This is a genomic window from Actinoplanes teichomyceticus ATCC 31121 (assembly GCF_003711105.1).
Lineage (GTDB): Bacteria > Actinomycetota > Actinomycetes > Mycobacteriales > Micromonosporaceae > Actinoplanes > Actinoplanes teichomyceticus.
The window spans coordinates 7,953,257-7,970,663 of the sequence record NZ_CP023865.1 but is presented as its reverse complement, the minus strand read 5'-3'; the positions used below and the strand labels follow the sequence as shown (position 1 = coordinate 7,970,663).

Annotated in this window: 13 protein-coding genes; 9 read left to right on the top strand and 4 right to left on the bottom strand. The window is 74.4% G+C overall.

Annotated features, from left to right (window positions below):
- Positions 1–91: 91 nt before the first annotated feature.
- From ACTEI_RS35150 to ACTEI_RS35130, 5 genes are all read left to right on the top strand, one after another.
- On the top strand, positions 92–1,279 hold the full coding sequence (locus tag ACTEI_RS35150; protein ID WP_122981573.1) for a CapA family protein: 1,188 nt from the start codon (positions 92–94) through the stop codon (positions 1,277–1,279).
- A 92-nt stretch (positions 1,280–1,371) separates the two neighbouring features.
- Positions 1,372–2,154, top strand: a complete 783-nt coding sequence (gene nth, locus ACTEI_RS35145) for an endonuclease III (protein WP_122981572.1) — start codon at positions 1,372–1,374, stop codon at positions 2,152–2,154.
- The gene (locus tag ACTEI_RS35140; RefSeq protein ID WP_239082184.1) at positions 2,151–2,708 is read left to right on the top strand and encodes a TlpA family protein disulfide reductase; all 558 of its coding nucleotides are present in this window, start codon (positions 2,151–2,153) and stop codon (positions 2,706–2,708) included. Before nth ends, ACTEI_RS35140 begins: the two co-directional genes overlap by 4 nt.
- The gene (locus tag ACTEI_RS35135) at positions 2,705–3,433 is read left to right on the top strand and encodes an NUDIX hydrolase (RefSeq protein WP_122981570.1); all 729 of its coding nucleotides are present in this window, start codon (positions 2,705–2,707) and stop codon (positions 3,431–3,433) included. The genes ACTEI_RS35140 and ACTEI_RS35135 overlap by 4 nt, the downstream gene beginning before the upstream one ends.
- A 27-nt stretch (positions 3,434–3,460) precedes the next feature.
- The gene (locus ACTEI_RS35130) at positions 3,461–4,639 is read left to right on the top strand and encodes a MarP family serine protease (protein WP_122981569.1); all 1,179 of its coding nucleotides are present in this window, start codon (positions 3,461–3,463) and stop codon (positions 4,637–4,639) included.
- Here ACTEI_RS35130 and ACTEI_RS35125 read toward each other — a convergent pair.
- From ACTEI_RS35125 to eccCa, 3 genes are all read right to left on the bottom strand, one after another.
- Positions 4,617–4,835, bottom strand: coding sequence for a hypothetical protein (locus ACTEI_RS35125; protein WP_122981568.1), 219 nt, complete (start codon positions 4,833–4,835; stop codon positions 4,617–4,619). The two genes, ACTEI_RS35130 and ACTEI_RS35125, sit on opposite strands and share 23 nt — an antisense overlap.
- A 184-nt stretch (positions 4,836–5,019) precedes the next feature.
- A complete protein-coding gene (mycP, locus tag ACTEI_RS35120; RefSeq protein WP_372443208.1) occupies positions 5,020–6,336 on the bottom strand; it encodes a type VII secretion-associated serine protease mycosin in 1,317 nt (438 codons plus the stop codon).
- 457 nt (positions 6,337–6,793) lie between these two features.
- On the bottom strand, positions 6,794–10,720 hold the full coding sequence (gene eccCa / locus ACTEI_RS35115; protein WP_122981566.1) for a type VII secretion protein EccCa: 3,927 nt from the start codon (positions 10,718–10,720) through the stop codon (positions 6,794–6,796).
- A gap of 129 nt (positions 10,721–10,849) precedes the next feature.
- Here eccCa and eccD point away from each other — a divergent pair, with 129 nt between their 5' ends.
- Entirely contained in the window at positions 10,850–12,283 is a 1,434-nt protein-coding gene (gene eccD / locus ACTEI_RS35110; RefSeq protein ID WP_122981565.1) for a type VII secretion integral membrane protein EccD, read from the top strand.
- Positions 12,284–12,392: 109 nt separating this feature from the next.
- Here the strand turns inward: eccD and ACTEI_RS35105 are convergent, their stop codons facing one another.
- Entirely contained in the window at positions 12,393–12,893 is a 501-nt protein-coding gene (locus ACTEI_RS35105; protein ID WP_122981564.1) for an inorganic diphosphatase, read from the bottom strand.
- A 789-nt stretch (positions 12,894–13,682) separates the two neighbouring features.
- Between ACTEI_RS35105 and dacB the strand changes: the two genes are divergently transcribed.
- The 3 genes from dacB (at position 13,683) to tilS (ending at position 17,351) form a co-directional block, all read left to right on the top strand.
- Complete coding sequence (dacB, locus tag ACTEI_RS35100; protein WP_239082183.1) at positions 13,683–15,227, top strand: D-alanyl-D-alanine carboxypeptidase/D-alanyl-D-alanine endopeptidase; 1,545 nt, start codon at positions 13,683–13,685, stop codon at positions 15,225–15,227.
- A gap of 70 nt (positions 15,228–15,297) precedes the next feature.
- The gene (locus ACTEI_RS35095; protein WP_122981563.1) at positions 15,298–16,356 is read left to right on the top strand and encodes a zinc-dependent metalloprotease; all 1,059 of its coding nucleotides are present in this window, start codon (positions 15,298–15,300) and stop codon (positions 16,354–16,356) included.
- A gap of 2 nt (positions 16,357–16,358) precedes the next feature.
- The gene (tilS, locus tag ACTEI_RS35090) at positions 16,359–17,351 is read left to right on the top strand and encodes a tRNA lysidine(34) synthetase TilS (protein WP_122981562.1); all 993 of its coding nucleotides are present in this window, start codon (positions 16,359–16,361) and stop codon (positions 17,349–17,351) included.
- Positions 17,352–17,407: the final 56 nt, after the last annotated feature.

Genomic DNA, 17,407 nt, shown 5'->3' with positions numbered 1-17,407 from the left:
ACCGGTGGTGACAATTCGACGGTCCGGGCATATCGGGACGGCACGTTCGTCGGTCGCTCCGGGCTGCGACTCGACGGTATCGTCCGGGTCGATGAATTCGCACCCCCGCTCCCACCGCGAGCGCCGTTCCGGGCGGTTTGCCCTCAAAGTCGGGTTAGCTCTCGTTGTCCTCGCGGGCCTGGGTCTCGGTGGCGTCGCCCTGGCCGATCGGCGTGGCGACGACAAGCCCGCCTGGCAGGGATCCACCGCCGCGCCGGCGCCCGGCTCGACCGGCAACTCGACCGGGGCGCGGCCGGAGTCGGCCGCCCTGCCGACGGTCACCCTCTCCGCCACCGGCGACATCATGATGGCCAGCGCGCCCGGCGGGCTGCCGCCGCGCAACGGCGCCGGCTTCTTCGACTCGGTCCGCAAGGCTCTGGCGTCCGATCTGGTCATGGGCAACCTGGAACAGCCGCTCACCGAGGACACCGGCACCTCCAAGTGCGGCTCCCCGCCCTCGCCGAACTGCTTCGCCTTCCGATCCCCGCCGTCCTATGCCGAGCACCTCGCCGACGGCGGGTTCCAGCTGCTGAACACGGCCAACAACCACGCCAAGGACTTCGGCGCGGCCGGGTTCCGCAACACCATCGAGGCCCTGGAGGGCGCCGGGTTGCGGCACACCGGCGCCGAGGACCAGATCACCGTGGTCGAGACGAAGGGCGTCAAGGTCGCGGTGGTCGGCTTCTCGCCGTACGCCGGAGCCAACGACCTCAACGACCTCACGCACGCCCGCGCCGTGGTGAAACGTGCCGCGGGCCAGGCCGACCTGGTCGTGGTGCAGGCGCACATGGGCGCCGAGGGCGCGAGCAAGAACCACGTCGAGCCGGGCAGTGAGAGCTTCTTCGGGGAGAACCGGGGCGACCCGATCAAGTTCAGTCACACGGTGATCGATGCCGGGGCGGACCTGGTGATCGGGCACGGGCCGCACGTGTTGCGCGGCATGGAGTTCTACCGGGGCAAGCTGATCGCGTACAGCCTGGGCAACTTCGCCGGCGGCGGGCGCACGCTGTCCAAGGACGGCATCCTCAAGTACGCCGGGGTCCTGCGCGTCACCCTGACCGCGGACGGGTCGTACGCCGGTGGCCGGTTCCTCTCCACCTACATGAACAGTGCCGGCCTGCCCACCCGGGACACCGCCGACGAACGCGGCCGGGAGCTGGTCGCCGACCTGACCGCCGCGGACTTCCCGGAGAGCGGGGCGACGATCGGCGCCGACGGGACGATCAAGCCCGCCGCGTGAGGCGACGGGGCGACCCGCCGACGTACTCTTTACCGGTGACCCGTCCCCGCAACGCGCCCGCCGACGCCGGGACAGCTCTGCTCCAGCGGTCGATGAGGCGTTTCGCGGGGGAGACCCCGATCGGCCGGAAGCGCCGGGCCCGGAAAATGGCCCGGCTGCTCGCCGACACGCATCCGGACGCGCATTGCGAGCTCGACTTCAGCACGCCGCTGGAGCTGGCCGTGGCGACCATCCTTTCCGCACAGACCACCGATGTCCGGGTCAACCAGGTGACCCCGCGGCTGTTCGCGAAATACCGGTCGGCCGCCGACTACGCCGCCGCGGACCGAGCCGAGATGGAGGAGCTCCTGCGGCCCACCGGCTTCTTCCGGGCCAAGACGAACTCGCTGATCCGGCTCGGACAGCAGCTCGAGGAGCAACACGGCGGCGTGCTGCCGCGCAAACTGGAGGAGCTGGTCGCGCTCCCCGGCATCGGGCGAAAGACCGCCAACGTGATCCTCGGCAACGCCTTCGGGGTGCCCGGCATCACCGTCGACACACACTTCCGCCGGCTCGCCAACCGCTTCGGATGGGTCGACGAGACCGACGAGGTGAAGATCGAGTTCCTGGTCGCCGACCTGATCGAGAAACGCGACTGGACCATGCTGTCGCACCGGGTGATCTTCCACGGGCGGCGGGTCTGCCATGCGCGGAAACCGGCCTGCGGGGCGTGCACGCTCGCCGCGCTCTGCCCGTCGTACGGCACCGGCCCGACCGAGGCCGTCCCGGCGGCCAAGCTCCTCAAGGGGCCCCGGGCCCGTGACCTGGCGGCCGCCGCGGGCGTGGACCCGCAGCTCGTACCGGCCGCGGCCGTCCTCGCCCCGGAGGAGCCGTGAGGTTGCGACACACCGCGCCGGTCGTGGCGGCCCTGCTGCTGATCGCCGGGTGCACCGGCGGCACCGCGACCGAGTCGCCGGCGGACCCCGCGGACCCCTCGCCGTTCGCGGCCTGCCCGGCGCTCTCCGGCGGCGGCGCCGATCTGCCCGACGTCTCGCTCGCCTGCTTCACCGGCGGCGGCCGGGTCCGGCTGGCCGACCTGCGCGGACCCGCGGTGATCAACATCTGGGCGTCGTACTGCGGCCCGTGCCGCACCGAGCTTCCGGTCATGCAGCGGCTCGCCGACCGCACCGCCGGCCGGCTGACCGTGCTCGGAGTGGACAGCGGGGACACCCGCGGGGCGGCCGCCTCGTTCGCAGCCGACCACGGCATCACCATGCCCAACCTGTTCGACCCGGAACACCGGCTGGCCGACGGGGTCGGCACGGTCACCCTGCCCAGCACCATCTTCATCGGCGCGGACGGGAAGAGGTATGTCCACCGGTACCCGATGGACGCCGCCGAACTGAGCCGGCAGCTGCGCGAACACACCGGCATCGAGGTCGCCCTATGAGTCAGGGCGTGCTGCTGGACCGGCCGGACGACCTCCCAGCCTGGTTCGAGCCACTTCTGGCCCGGGTGTCCACCTGTCGTACCGAAGACTTCACCTCGCTGCGCCGGCCCGCCGGCGGCCCCGGGCGCTCCAGCGCGGTCCTGGTGCTGCTCGGCGAGAGCCCGCCGGCCGCGGACACCCCGGGCGGCCCCGACCTGCTGATCCTGCAGCGGGCCGCGACCATGCGCAACCACGCCGGGCAGCCCGCCTTTCCGGGCGGCGCCACCGACCCGGATGACGCCGACGCGGTGGCCACCGCGGTGCGCGAGGCCCAGGAGGAGGTCGGCCTGGACGTGTCCAGCGCCCACCCGCTGGCCCTGCTCCCGGAACTGTGGATCCCGGTCAGCCGGTTCTCGGTCACCCCGGTGCTGGCCTGGTGGCGCAAGCCGCATCCGGTCCACCCGCTGCAGCCCGCCGAGGTCGCCCACGTGGCCCGGCTGCCGATCAGTGAACTCGCCGACCCGCAGAACCGTATCCAGGTACGACACCCGAGCGGCTGGGTCGCGCCGGCCTTCCAGGTCCGCGGGCTGCTCGTGTGGGGTTTCACCGCGGGGGTGATCTCGGTGCTGCTGGACATGGCGGGCTGGGCGCGCCCGTGGGACCAGGGCCGCGTCGTGGAGCTTCCCGACGCCGAGGCCCCGGTGCCGGCGGCGCGCGGGGGCGCACCCGACGAGGTGGTGCCGTGACGTGCGCCTGACTTCTATGTTGAGTGAGTGCCAGTGGTCGATGTCATCCTGATCGTGCTGATGCTGCTCTTCGCGATCAGCGGGTACCGCCAGGGCTTCGTGATCGGTGCGCTCTCGCTCGGCGGGTTCTTCAGCGGAGTCCTGATCGGGCTGCAACTCGGCCCGTTGCTGGCCCGGCAGTTCGCCGACGGCACGGTGCGCCTGGCCGTCGCGCTGGCGGTGATCCTGGCGCTGGCCGTGCTCGGGCAGACCCTGGCCGGCTGGCTGGGCACCAGCCTGCGCCGGGCCATCTTCAACCGGCCGTTGCAGCATCTCGACGACGCCGGTGGCGCGGTGGTCTCGGTGGTCGCGGTGCTGCTGGCCGCCTGGCTGGTCGCGGTGCCGATGGGCTCGACCCCGTTCCCCGGGATCAACAAGGCGGTGCGCAGCAGCGCCATCCTGGGCGGGATCAACGGGCTGATGCCGGAACGGGCGCAGGCGCTCTCCTCGGCGTTGCGCGACACGCTGGACACCAACGGGTTCCCGGACGTCTTCGGCGGGCTCACCCGCACCCAGGCCAAGGAGGTCGCCGAGCCCGACCCGGCGCTGCGCGACTCGAAGGTCGTGCAAACCTCGAAGAAGTCGGTGCTCAAGGTGCTCGGCGCGGCGCCGAGCTGCTCCCGGCGGATCGAGGGCACCGGTTTCGTGTACGCCGACGAGCGGGTGATGACCAACGCGCACGTGGTCGCCGGCACCCGGGAGGTGGTCGTGGAGACCTCGCGCGGGCAGCTGGAGGGCACCGTGGTGGTCTACGACCCGAAACGGGACCTCGCGGTGCTCCGGGTGCCCGGGCTCACCGCGCCGGCGATGTCGTTCGTCAGCAAGGCGGCGGCGAGCGGGGCCAGCGCGATCGTGCTCGGCTACCCGCAGGACGGGCCGTACAACGCGCAGTCCGCGCGGGTGCGTGACGTCGGGGACATCACCGGACCGGACATCTACGAGTCCGGCGACGTGACCCGGGAGATCTACACGATCAAGTCGCTGGTCCGCAGCGGCAACTCGGGCGGTCCGCTGATCTCCCCGACCGGCGACGTGCTCGGCGTGATCTTCGCGGCGGCGGCGGACGACAAGAACGTCGGCTTCGCCCTGACCGCGGCCGAGGCGGCGCCGGTGGCGAAGCTGGGCCGCGAGAGCACCCGCGGCGTCAGGACCGGCGACTGCGCCTGATCCCGGCCGCCGGCTGTCCGTGCTGCCGGGTTCCCATGTCGATGTCGATGTCGATGTCGATGTCGATGTCGATGTCGGCGTCGGCGTCGGGGTCGGGGTCGGTGGGCTGGGTTCGGGTGTGCGGCCTGAGCTCGCTCAGTCGGTCGGAGGCGGGCTGGTCGGCAGCGTCCGGCCTGGCCGCTCGGGCTCGGCTCATGCCGGCCGGTCGGGTGTCGGGCGTGCGGTCGTCGCGGGCTGGCTCCCGGGAAGGGGCTCGTCGCTCGTTGGCTTCCCGGAAGAACCTCGTCGCGGGTTGGCCCCCGGAAGAGTTCGTCGCGGGCTGGCTCCCGGAAAGTCGTTGCGGGCTGCCTCCTGAAAGGGCGGATCCAGGGTGGGCGGGGTCAGCCCGCGGTGTTGGCGAAGCGGCGGATCGTCAGGCCACCGGCCAGGGCCGAGACGGCGAACAGGGCGATAGCCAGCCAGCGGCCGTGATCCGTCCCGGCCGGCTGCGCGGTGGCCGGCGCGGCCCATCCGCCGTTCGTTCCCGGTGCCGCGGCGGTGTTGCCACGGCGGGCGTCGTCCGGCGCGGACTGCGCCTCGCCGGGGGCGGGCGCGCTGCCGAACCGGGCCACCCCGACCGGCGGCGTGGTGTCCAGCGGGTTGCTCTCCACCTCCGGAACCGTCGCGGTGAGCGCCTCTGCCGGGTCCACCATCCCGAACCCGAACACGTCGTCCCGGCCGGGCGCGCCCCGGTCCTTCGCGGTCCGGATGATCCGGTTGATCACCTCACCGGCCGGCATGTCCGGCCAGCGTGACCGGATCAGCGCCGCGGTCCCGGTCACCATCGGCGCGGCGAAGCTGGTGCCCTGCACCTTCCAGTAACCGCCCGGCCGGGCGCCGACCAGCTCGGTGGCCGGCGCGGCCACCACGGTCTCCCGGCCGGTGATCGAGCCGGACCAGAGGTCGGTGCCGTTGCGCTCCATGCCGGCGACCGCGAGCACGCCGGGCTCGCGGGCCGGATACCAGACCCCGCGCGTGCTGGACGTCGCGTTCACGTTGCCGGTGCAGGCGATCACCACCACGTCCTTGGCGAACGCGTAGTCCAGGGCGGCGGCCAGCGCGGGACTGTTCGCGCTGCCCCCGAGCGACATGTTCACCACCCGGGCGCCGTGGTCGACGGCCCAGCGCAGACCCTTGGCGACGATCAGCGCGTCGTCGTAGCGGTTGTTCTCGTCCAGCACCCGGACCGGGAGGATCTTGGCTTTCGGGGCGACCCCCACCACGCCGGTGTTGTCGTCGTTGCGGCCGGCGATGATGCCGGAGACCGTGGTGCCGTGACCGACCGGATCGGAATTGCCGTCGCCCTTGCTGTTCACCAGGTCGAGGCCGGGCAGCACCTGGCCCGCCAGGTCGGGGTGGTGGGCGTCCACCCCGGAGTCGATCACCGCGACGGTGACCCCGGCGCCGTCCGCGTACGTCCACGCGTCGGCCAGGCGCAGCGTTCCCACCTGCCACTCGTCGGCCCGCACCGTGTCCTCGCGCGCGGCCCCGGGCTCGGCCACCGGCTTGACCAGCGTGCCGCTCTCCAGCACCTCGTCGGTGACACCCGGCTCACCGAAGAGCGCCGCAGTGAGATCCGCCGACGCCCCGCTCAGGGTTGCCGGTATCTCGGCCACGGCCGCCGGTATCTCGGCCAGGGCGGCCGGTACCTCGGCCAAGGTGGCCGATGCCTCGGGCAGGGCGGGCGGTATCTCGGCCGCGGCGGCCGGTACCTCGGGCAGGGTTGCAGGTACCTCGCCCACGGCCACCGGTGTTGCGGGCAGGGTTGCCGGCGCCCCGGCGGCGGTGAGTGGCAGCCCGGCCGGCGACAGAGGTGACATCGCGCCGTGCGGGAGCCGCTCGATCGTTCGGAGCCGCTCGATCGGTCCGGCCGCCCCGGCGGCGCAGGCCGGCGCGGCCGCCGGCCCCACCGCCAGGAAACCGGCGAGAGCGACCGTCCCGAGGCGGCGCGCGCTCAGCAACGGACACCGCCGAAGGGTGCACGACACCACGGCCGTTGCGGCCGGGAGGTTGCGCTCGCTCTGGTCACGTGTCGGCGTCGCCATTCGTGATGATGGTCAGTCGATGGGGGGAGATTACTCCGAAACAGTGGCGTGTCGCTGCGGGCGGCGGTCTCTAATCGCACGGGGAGTCTGTCTCCGGGTCGGATTCGTGATGCGCCAGCTGGATCAGGCGGACCCCCTCGCGGCGAGTGACCAGACGGCCACGTCCGGGTGGTAGTCGTTCCGGCCGGACGGTGCCGATGAGCGCGCCCTCCTCGGGTGGTCCCGACATCACCAGCCCGGGCGCGGAGAGCTCCCGCAGCCGTTGGATCACCGGCTCGTAGAGCGACCGGCTCGCGCCGCCGGCCCGCCGGGTGACCACCAGGTGCAGCCCGATGTCGCGGGCCTGTGGGAGGTACTCCAGCAGGGGCGCCAGCGGATTGACCGGCCCGGCGGCGACCAGGTCGTAGTCGTCGACCAGGACGAACAGCTCCGGCCCGGTCCACCAGGAGCGCTCCCGCAGCTGTCTCGCGGTGACGTCCGGTCCGGGCAGCCGCCGCTGCATGTATCCCGCCACCGACTGCATCAGCTCCAGCGTGGGCTGGGTCTGCATGCCGTACCCGATGCGGTGCTCGGTCTCCGGCAGGTCCATCAGGCTGCGGCGGTAGTCGACCAGGATGATGCGGGCCTGCTCGGGGGCGAACCGGCCGGTCACCGAGGTGGCCAGGGTGCGCAGGAACGACGACTTGCCGCACTCGGCGTCGCCCAGCAGCAGGAAGTGCGGGTCGGTGGCGAAGTCGATGGTCACCGGCCGCAGGTCGGCCTCGGCCACCCCGATCGGCAGGCGCAGGCCGTCGCCCGCGGCGGCGATGTCCGCGTAGGCCACCGACGCGGGCAGCAACCGCACCGGCGGCGCGACCGGCCCGTCCCACGCCGCGGCCACCGCCTTGACCAGCCCGCCGGTGTCGCCCAGCGAGCTCACCTCGGGTCGGACCGTGAGCAGGTGCAGCCACTGCCCTTTGGCCTCGGGGTGCTCGATCACGCCCCGTCCCGGCTGCTGTTCCGGCACGGTCACCGCCGCCCGGCGCCCGACGTACGAGTCGGACGTGTCGCCCAGCCGCAGCTCGACCCGGGAGCCGAACAGGTCCCGCACGGCCGGCCGGAAATCCATCCACCGGGACGCCGCGGCGACCAGATGGATGCCGTACGACAGTCCCCGGGTCGCCAGATCGGTGAGCACCGGTTCGAGCTCCTCGAAGTCGGCCCGCACCGTCGCCCAGCCGTCCACCACCAGGAACACGTCGGCCCCCGCGCGCGACCGCCGGAACTCGGCCATCGAGGCGACGCCCAGCTCGGCGAACGAGCGCTCGCGTGCGGCCAGCAGGGTCACCAGCTCACCCACGGTCCGGCGTACGCCCTCCGCCTCCAGCCGGGCGAACACCCCGCCCACGTGCGGCAGGTCCCGCAGCCCGCCGAGCGCCCCGCCGCCGAAGTCCAGGCAGTACACCCGCGCCTCGGCCGGGGTGTGGGTCAGCGCCAGCCCGCAGATCAGGGACCGCAGGGCGGTGGACTTGCCGCTGAGCGTGCCGCCGACCACCGCCACGTGCCCGGCCGACCCGGCGAGCTGCAGCCACAGCACGTCACGCAGCTGCTCCCGCGGCTTGTCGACCAGCGCGACGGGCACCTGCAGCGCGCCGTGCAGCGCCGGGTTCGCGCAGGCCAGCCCGCGGTCGGCGGTGGTCACCGGCGGCCCGAGCAGGTCGTCGAGCGAGGCGGACCGGTCCAGCGGCGGCAGCCACACCCGGTGAGCCGGCGGCCCCTGCCCGGCCATCCGCTCGACCAGCACGCCGAGCAGGGTGGGCTCACCGGGCACCGGCTCGGCCGGCTCGGTCGCCGGTGCCGGGGCGGATGGCGCCGGGAGCACCCGGGTGGTGTACGGCAACACCCGCGCCTCACCGGCTCCGGCCGTGCCGTCACCGGCGGCGCCCGCCCGGCGCAGCTTCCCGGACACGAACGAGCCCCGGAACCGGATCAGCGGCCCGTTGCCGGATTTCAGGTAGGCGTGCCCGGGCGCGCTCGGCAGCTCGCTCGCGTCGGCGACCCCGAGCACCACCCGCGACTCCATGCCGCTGAAGGTCTTCAACCCGATCCGGTACGACAGGTGGGTGTCCAGCCCGCGCAGCCGCCCCTCCTCCAGCCGCTGGCTGGCCAGCAGCAGATGCACGCCGAGGGACCGCCCGAGCCGGCCGATCTGCAGGAACATCTCGATGAAGTCGGGTTTGTGCTGCAGCAGCTCGGCGAACTCGTCGCAGACCACGAGCAGGGACGGCAACGGCGGCAGCGTCGCGCCGGCGGCCCGGGCGCGCTCGTAGTCGGGCAGCCCGGCGAAGTTGCCGGCGCGGCGCAGCAGCTCCTGCCGCCGGATCAGCTCGCCGTCGATGGCGTCGGCCATCCGGTCGACCAGCGGCAGCTCGTCGCGCAGGTTGGTGATCAGCGCGGCGGTGTGCGGCAGCCGGTCGAGCGAGGCGAAGGTCGCCCCGCCCTTGAAGTCGATCAGCACGAAGTTCAGCGACTCCGAGGAGTGCGTGCCGGCCAGTGCCAGCACCAGGGTGCGCAGCAGCTCCGACTTACCCGATCCGGTGGCGCCGATGAGCAGGCCGTGCGGACCCATCCCACCCTGCGCGGGCTCCTTCAGGTCCAGTTCGACCGGCAGGCCCTCGGGGGTGACCCCGATCGGGACCCGCAGCCGGTCGCGGGCCGGTCGCGGACGCCACCCGTGTGCCGGACGGAAACTCTCCGGATCGCCGATGCCGAGCAGCTCGCAGAATCCGGTTTCGACCGGCGCCGGGGTGCCGTCCGGGTCGGCCGCGCCGGCCAGGCGCAACGGCGCCAGCCGGCGGGCGGTCGCCTCGGCGGCGGCCACCGGCAGCGCGTCCGCGCGACCGGCCTCGGCCGTGACGTCCATCGTGGCGGTGTGCAGGGCGCCGGTCCGATCCACGGCCAGCGCCAGGGTGGCCCGGTCGAGCAGCCGGGGCGGCGGCGTGTCCAGGTCCAGCACGGTCACGCCGTCGAGCCCGTCCGCCGGCGCAAGCGGGCCGGCGCCGTCCCGGACGATCACCACGTGCGGCGCCGACCCGGCCGGTGCGCCGGGGTGGAACCGGGGCCGCCCGGCGAGCACGTCGCCGAGCAGCGCGTCCACCTCGGACCCGGAGTCGCCCACCAGCCGGAGCGGCCCCAGCGCGTCGGCACGCCGCGGGTGCAGGCCGTGCGGCAGCCATTTCACCCACTCCCACTCCGGCCGCCGGTCCGGACCGGCACAGACCGCGATCAGCAGGTCCTCCGGCGCGTGGAAGACCGCGAGCTGGACGACCGCGGCCCGGACCAGGGCCCGGGCCGGCTCGCCGCCCGCCAGGTGGATCCGGGCGAAACCGCGCAGTGCCAGGGCCACCGGCAGGTCCGGCACCACCGAGTAGGTGTCCAGGAACCGGCGCAGCGCGCCCGCGCTCATCGGCTCCAGCTCGTGCAGCGGCCGGGTGGCCGGCGGCAGCAGCGGCGTGGCCAGCGTCTGCGGTCCGAGCCCGACCCGCACCACGCCGAAGTCCGGGTCGTCCGGCCGGCGCTCCCAGACCCGATGACTGGCCACCGTGGACCACAGCCGGGACGGGTCGGGATGGCGGTAGAGCAGGCCGGCCTGCTGCCGGCGCGCGGTCTGGCGGACCCGGCGGCGCAGCGTGGCCAGATGTCGCAGATATTCCCGGCGGGCGGCGGCCATCTCGGCCCGGCGTGGGCCGGCCGCCGAGCCGACCGAGCTGGTCAGCATGGCCAGCGCGGAGATCCCGAAGAGACCGCCGATGACGTACGAGTAGGGGCCACCACGCCCCTGTCCCATCATCATCGCCATCGCGACCGTGCCGCCCAGCATGGGCAACACCATGAGCGCCTGCTGCCAGCGCCCGCCGACCTCGGGCGGCACCTCCGGCGGCGGCTCGACCGGCAGGTCGCCGACCGGGATCTCCGGCGCCGGCCGCCGCTCGGCCCGTCTGATCACCACGGTGCCCATCCGCGCACGCCTCCCGTCGCTGTCCGTGCCCCGACGGTCACGGGGCATCACGACGCGCCCATGCTAGGTAAAGTGCCGTCGATCCCGCAGCATCGATCCGTTCCCCTGTGGACAACCGGGAGGGCCCTGGTGACCATCGGTCTGGCGCGCGTGACGATCTGCGCCCCGCAGCGCCGGGTGGACGTGGCCCTGCCGGAGCACGTGCCGCTGGCCGAGCTGTTGCCGGAGGTGCTCCGGCACGCCGGTGAGGACCTCGCCGACGCCGGTGAGCGGCACGGCGGATGGGTGCTGCGGCGCGCCGACGGTGCGGCCCTGGAGACCGGCCGGGGCCTGCATTCCCAGGGGGTGCGCGACGGCGAGGTGCTGCACCTGCGCGCGGCCCAGCAGGACTGGCCCGAGTTGGAGTACGACGACGTCGTCGAGGCGTTCGCCGAGGGCGCCCGCCGGCGCGGCGGTGTCTGGACCCCGGCGGCCACCCGGGCGACCGCGCTGGTCGCGGCCGCGACCGCGCTGACCGGCGGCCTGATCGCCCTGCTCGGCGGCGACCCGCGGGGCGACGGCGCGGGCTGGGCCGGTCTCGGCCTGGCGCTCGTGCTGGTGCTCGCCGCGACGACCGCTTCCCGGGCGTACGGCGCGGGCGGTGCCGGCGTGGTGCTCGGGGGCTTCGCCGTGGTCTACGCCTTCGCCGGCGGGGTGGCCCTGGTCGCCTCGGCGGAGCCGGCCGGTGCCTCGGGTGCCGGCGCCCCCGAGCTGCTCGCCGGTTGCTCCGCGGCGCTGGTGGCGGCGTTGCTGAGCCGGGCCGGGGTGGTGGCCGGCGCCCGGGTCTTCACGGCCGGTGTGACCACCGGGGTGCTCGGCGCGGCGGGCGCCCTGACCGCTCTGGTGGCCGGCCCGGCGGCCGGTGCGGCGGCCCTGCTGGCGGTGCTGGTCTGCGGGGTCCCGCTGCTGCCGGTGCTGGCGATCCGCCTGGGCCGGACCCCGATGCCACCGGTCAGCCTGCCGGTCGGGGTGGCCGCCGAGGAGGAGTTCTTCGCCGATGTCCCGGCGGAGCCGGACGGGTCGGCGCTGGACGCGATCCGCCGCCGGCCGGACCGCGCCGTGGTCCTCGCCGCCGTGCGCCGCACCGACGACCTGCTGACCGGTCTGCTGCTCGGCCACGCGGTCCTGGTGGGCGCGGCGGCCGTGGCGCTGGCCGGGACGGAGACCCTGGCGGCCCGGCTCCTGCTGTCGGTGAGCGCGCTCGCGCTGTTGCTGCGGTCCCGGCTGTTCCGCACCCGGCGGCAGCGCCTGCCGCTGGTGGCCGCGGGGCTGGCAACCTTCGTGGCGCTCGGCGCCGACCTGCTCGGCACGGCCGGCGCGGACGTGCTGCCGGCGGTCACCGCCGGGTGTGTGCTGCTCGCCCTGGTCATCGTGGTGGCCGGGGTGACCTGGTCGGACCGTGTGCCGTCGCCCTACCTGGGGCGGGCCGCCGACCTGCTGGACGTGCTGGCCACGGTGTCGGTGATCCCGGTGGCCTGCGCGGTCGCCGGGCTCTACGGCGCGATCAGCGGCATCTCGTTCTGACCGGTTCCCGACTCGGCCGGCGACCGCCGGGACCGGTGGCCATACGACCGCACCTGCGGGGCCGGGGCCTCGCAGGTGCGGTCGTCAGCGGTGCGCGGGAAGCGAGTGGTCAGTGCTCTCCTTCGGCCTCGGCGGCCTGGGCGCGCTCGAAGGACGCCTTGATCTCGTTCTCCGCCTCGACGCGGCCGACCCAGGTCGCGCCCTCGACGGACTTGCCCGGCTCCAGGTCCTTGTAGACCGTGAAGAAGTGCTGGATCTCCATCCGGTCGAACTCGCCCAGGTGGTGGATGTCCCGCAGGTGCTCCTGGCGCGGGTCCTCGTAGGGCACGCAGAGCACCTTGTCGTCGCGGCCCTTCTCGTCGGTCATCCGGTACATGCCGATCGCGCGGGCGCGGACCAGGCAGCCGGGGAAGGTCGGCTCCTGGATCAGCACCAGGGCGTCGAGCGGGTCGCCGTCCTGGCCCAGGGTGCCCTCGATGTATCCGTAGTCGGCGGGATACTGGGTGGCGGTGAACAGGGTCCGGTCCAGCCGGATGCGGCCGGTCTTGTGGTCCACCTCGTACTTGTTGCGCTGCCCCTTGGGGATCTCAACCAGAACGTCGAAATCCATTGTTTTCGCTCCCCTTTTGCTTGCCCGCTGGAATGGACCGGTCCGCCGGGCGGGAAGCGGGGGGTGGAAGCAGGCCCGCAGGATCCGCGCGCAACGGTGTGCCGGATGTCGCTAGTCTCCCCTAAGTCTGACGCCACAGGCGAGGAGGGGCGTGTGACGAGGCAAGATTCACAGAACGGTCCGGACTACGACGGCGTGTCGGGCGGGGCGGACCGCCCGGATTCGGGTAAGTGGCAATCCGGGCCGGCCGGTGTGCCCTCGTCCTACCCCGGCGCGCCGGCCTTCCCGGGCGGCCCGGCGCCGGATCCGCACCGGACGATGCCGGTCCCGCCGCCGGGCGGATACCCGTCGAGCGGCCCGGCTGCACAGCCCCCGGCGTCCGGTCACCCGTTGGGCGGTGCGGTTCCGCAGCCCCCGGCGTCCGGTCACCCGTTGGGCGGTGCGGTTCCACAGCCCCCGGCGTCCGGTCACCCGTTGGGCGGTGCGGTTCCGCAGCCCCCGGCGTCCGGTCACCCGCTGGGCGGCGCGGTTCCACAGCCCCCGGCGTCCGGTCACCCGCTGAGCGACGTGGCTCCGCAGCCCCCGGCGCCCGGTCACCCGCTGGGCGGCGCGGTTCCACAGCCCCCGGCGGCCGGATACCCGTCGGGCGGTGCGGGCCAACCGCCGGCCGGCGGATACCCGCCGGGCCATGCGAGTTCCCCCGCGGCCGACCGGATCGGCCCGCCGCCCCAGCCCGCCAAGGCGGTCGCGGCGGCGGCTCCCATGGCGTACGGGAAAGCCTCCGTCCCGTTGAACACCGCGCGACCGCCCGCGCCCGCCGGGGTCCGGCCGCCGGCCAAGGCCGCGCCGCGCCCCGACGCCCCGACGACCACGGGCAACCCCGGTTCCCGTACGAAACTGATCTCCGGTGTGGCCGCCGCGGCCGTCCTGGTCGCGGTGGCGGCGGTCGGTCTCGTGGCCCGCCCGGGCCCGGTCGACGAATGGCTCGGCGCCGACCCGGCGACGTCCGCGCCGGTGGCCGTCACGCCGGACCCGACACCCACTCCGGTGCTGGTCGCGGCAGCCGCGCAGGGTCGGGCCCCGACCGGACCGGCGGTCCAGGAGGCGCTGGACCCGCTGGTCGGATCCTCCGCGCTGGGGTCGACCGTGCACGTCTCGGTGCTCGACGTGGCCTCGGCGCAGGTGCTCTACTCCCGCAACGCGGAGCTGCTGACCACTCCGGCGTCGACCACCAAGCTGCTCACCGCGGTGACCGCGCTCGCCGCCCGGGGCCCGGCCTACCGGCTGACCACCCGGGCGGTGGCCGGGAGGAAGCCGGGCGAGGTGGTGATCGTCGGCGGCGGTGACCCCACGCTGTCGATCGGCGCGAAGGGCCAGTTCCCCGGCGCGGCCCGGCTGGACCGGCTGGCCGCGCAGGTGAAGAAGGCGATGGGGGACACCCCGATCACCCGGGTCACGGTGGACGTCTCGCTGTTCAGCGGCCCGGAGACGGCGGTCGGCTGGGACTCCGCCGACATCTCGCCGGGCGGGCAGGTGTCCCGGATCCAGGCGCTGATGACCAACGCCGGGCGGGTCACGCCGGTGCACAACGAGACCGGCGGCGATCCCCGGTACAGAGATCCGGCGCTCGCGGCGGGCCGGGCCTTCGCCGACCAGCTCGGCGTGCCGTCGGAGAAGGTCGCCAAGGGTGAGGCGCCGGCCGCGGCCGGCGCCACCGGCGCGTCGGCCGGCGCCTCGGCCCCGGCGGCCGGGATCAGCCCCGGCCAGGAGCTCGGCACGGTGCAGTCGCCGCCGCTGGTGCAGATCCTCGACTGGATGCTGCAGCAGAGCGACAACACCCTGGCCGAGGCGATGGGCCGGCAGGTCGCGCTCGCCGCCGGCGTCGAGGCCAGCTTCGACGCGACCTCCGAGGCGATGCTCGACAAGCTGCGTGAGCTCGGCCTGCCCGCCGACGAGGCGAGCCTGTACGACGCCAGCGGCCTGTCCCGGCACAACGGGATCAGCCCGAACCTGCTGGTGCAGACACTCGCGCTGGCGGCCGGCGGCACCAGACCCGAGCTCTCCGCGATGTTCAACGGGCTGCCGGTGGCCGGCTGGTCCGGCACGCTGCGGACCCGGTTCGTCACGCCCAGCCCGAACCGGTCGGCGCAGGGCGTGGTGCGGGCCAAGACCGGCACGTTGAGCGGGGTGAACACCCTCGCCGGAGTGCTGGTCACCAGGGACGGACGGGTGCTGGCCTTCGCCGTCATGGCCAGCGGCACCTCGGACCCGTCCACCGCCAAGGCGGCGCTGGACAAGGTCGCCGCCCGGCTGGTCGCCTGCGGCTGTTCGTAGCGCCCGGCGGGGGACAACCGGGGGGTTTCACCGGAGTGCGCTGTGGAGCCGCGCGGGTACTGTCGGCTCCATGGCGCAGTTCGTTGACTGGGATCTGGCGGCCGCGACCGCGGGCGCGCTGTCGAAATCCGGCCCCGCGGTCTCCTATGACGAGGCCGCTCGGGTGGTGTCCGAGCTGCGGGAGCTGACCGACGAGGCGGCCGGGCACGTGGCCGCCTACACCGGCCTCGCCGCACAGGTCGAGGTTCCGCCGGTGCGGGTGGTGGACCGGCGGGACTGGGCGAGGGTGAACATCGCCGGCCTGCAGCAGGTGATCACTCCGCTGGTCACCAAGCTCTCCGGGGACCGGCAGCCCGGGGCGTTCGCCGACGCGATCGGCTCCCGGATGACCGGGGTGCAGGCCGGCACGATCCTGGCCTACCTCTCCGGCCGCGTCCTCGGGCAGTATGAGGTCTTCTCCGGTGAGCCCGGCCAACTGCTGCTGAACGCGCCGAACATCGTCGAGGTGGAGCGCAAGATCAGCGCGGACCCGCGCGATTTCCGGCTCTGGGTCTGCCTGCACGAGGTGACCCACCGCACCCAGTTCACCGCGGTTCCCTGGATGCGCGGGTACTTCCTGGGCCAGGTGCAGTCGTTCGTCGACGCCTCGCAGGGCGGCGAGCACATGCTGGAACGCCTGCGGCGCGGCGTCGGGACGCTGGCCGAGGCGCTGCGCGACCCGGAGAGCCGGGTCTCGGTGCTGGACATCGTGCAGACCCCGGGGCAGAAGGCCGTGCTGGACCGGCTCACCGCGCTGATGACCCTGCTGGAGGGGCACGCCGAGTTCGTGATGGACGGCGTCGGCCCGGAGGTCATCCCCAGCGTCGAGTCGATCCGGGCCAAGTTCAACCGCCGCCGCGAGGGCGGCAACCCGCTGGAGAAGGCGATCCGCCGCCTGCTCGGCATCGAGGTCAAGATGCGGCAGTACGCCGAGGGCCGCAAGTTCGTGCACGGCGTCGTCGAGCGGGTCGGGATGGACGGCTTCAACAAGGTCTTCGAGTCCCCGCTGACCCTGCCCTGGCTGGCCGAGCTGGGCGATCCGGACGCCTGGGTGGCACGGGTCCACGGCACGCACCCGGTGCTCGACTGACCATGGCCCGGATCCCGGCCCCGGTCGCCGCCGTCCGGTCGGCGGTCAGCCGCGGCCTGGCGGACCTGCCGGCCGGCGCGCTCGTGCTGGTCGCCTGCTCGGGCGGCGCGGACTCGCTGGCGCTGGCCGCCGCGGCCCACTTCGTGCTGGGCCGGCGCGGCGCCGCCGGGCGGGTCGGGCTGGTCACCGTCGACCACGGCCTGCAGGAGGGCTCGGAGCGCCGGGCCCGCTCGGTGGCGGCCTGGGCCCGGGACGCCGGCTTCGACCCGGTGCGGGTGTCGGCGGTCACGGTGGCCGGCCTGCCCGGTGGCCCGGAGGCCGCCGCCCGGACCGCGCGCTACCAGGCGCTGGAGGCCGCCGCGAGCGATCTGGGAGCGGCCGCCGTGCTGCTCGGGCACACCCGTGACGACCAGGCCGAGACGGTGCTGCTGGCGCTGGCCCGCGGCGCCGGTCCGCGCGGGCTGTCCGGGATGCCGCGGCGGCGCGGGGTGTTCCGCCGGCCGCTGCTGGACGTGAGCCGGGGCGACACCCGCAAGGCGTGTGCCGCCCTGGGCCTGGCGCCCTGGGAGGACCCGCACAACACCGATCCGGCGTACGCCCGGGCCCGGGTCCGTGGCGCCGCGCTGCCCGCCCTGGTGGCCGAGCTGGGCCCGGCCGTGGTCGGCAACCTGGCCCGTACCGCCGCGCTGGTGGCCGCGGACAACGCGGCGCTGGACGAGCTGGCCGCCGAGGCGCACGAGCGGGCGCGCTCGGCCGGCGGGCTGTCGGCGGCGGCGCTGGCCGGGCTGCCCGCCGCGATCCGGGGACGGGTGCTGCACCGGTGGGCGCGGGAGCTGGGGGCGCCCGGGGGCGCGCTGGCGTACCGGCACGTGAGCGCTCTGGACGCGCTGGTGACCGACTGGCACGGGCAGGGGCCGGTCTTCCTGCCGGCCGGGATCGCCGTGGCGCGGCGGGGAAGTGACCTCGTTCGGGTGGTTGCGGCCCATATCAAGTGAGCGGCCCGGATCGGAAAGCGGCCCCGTTTCACGAACGGTAACCTCGATGCGGCAGG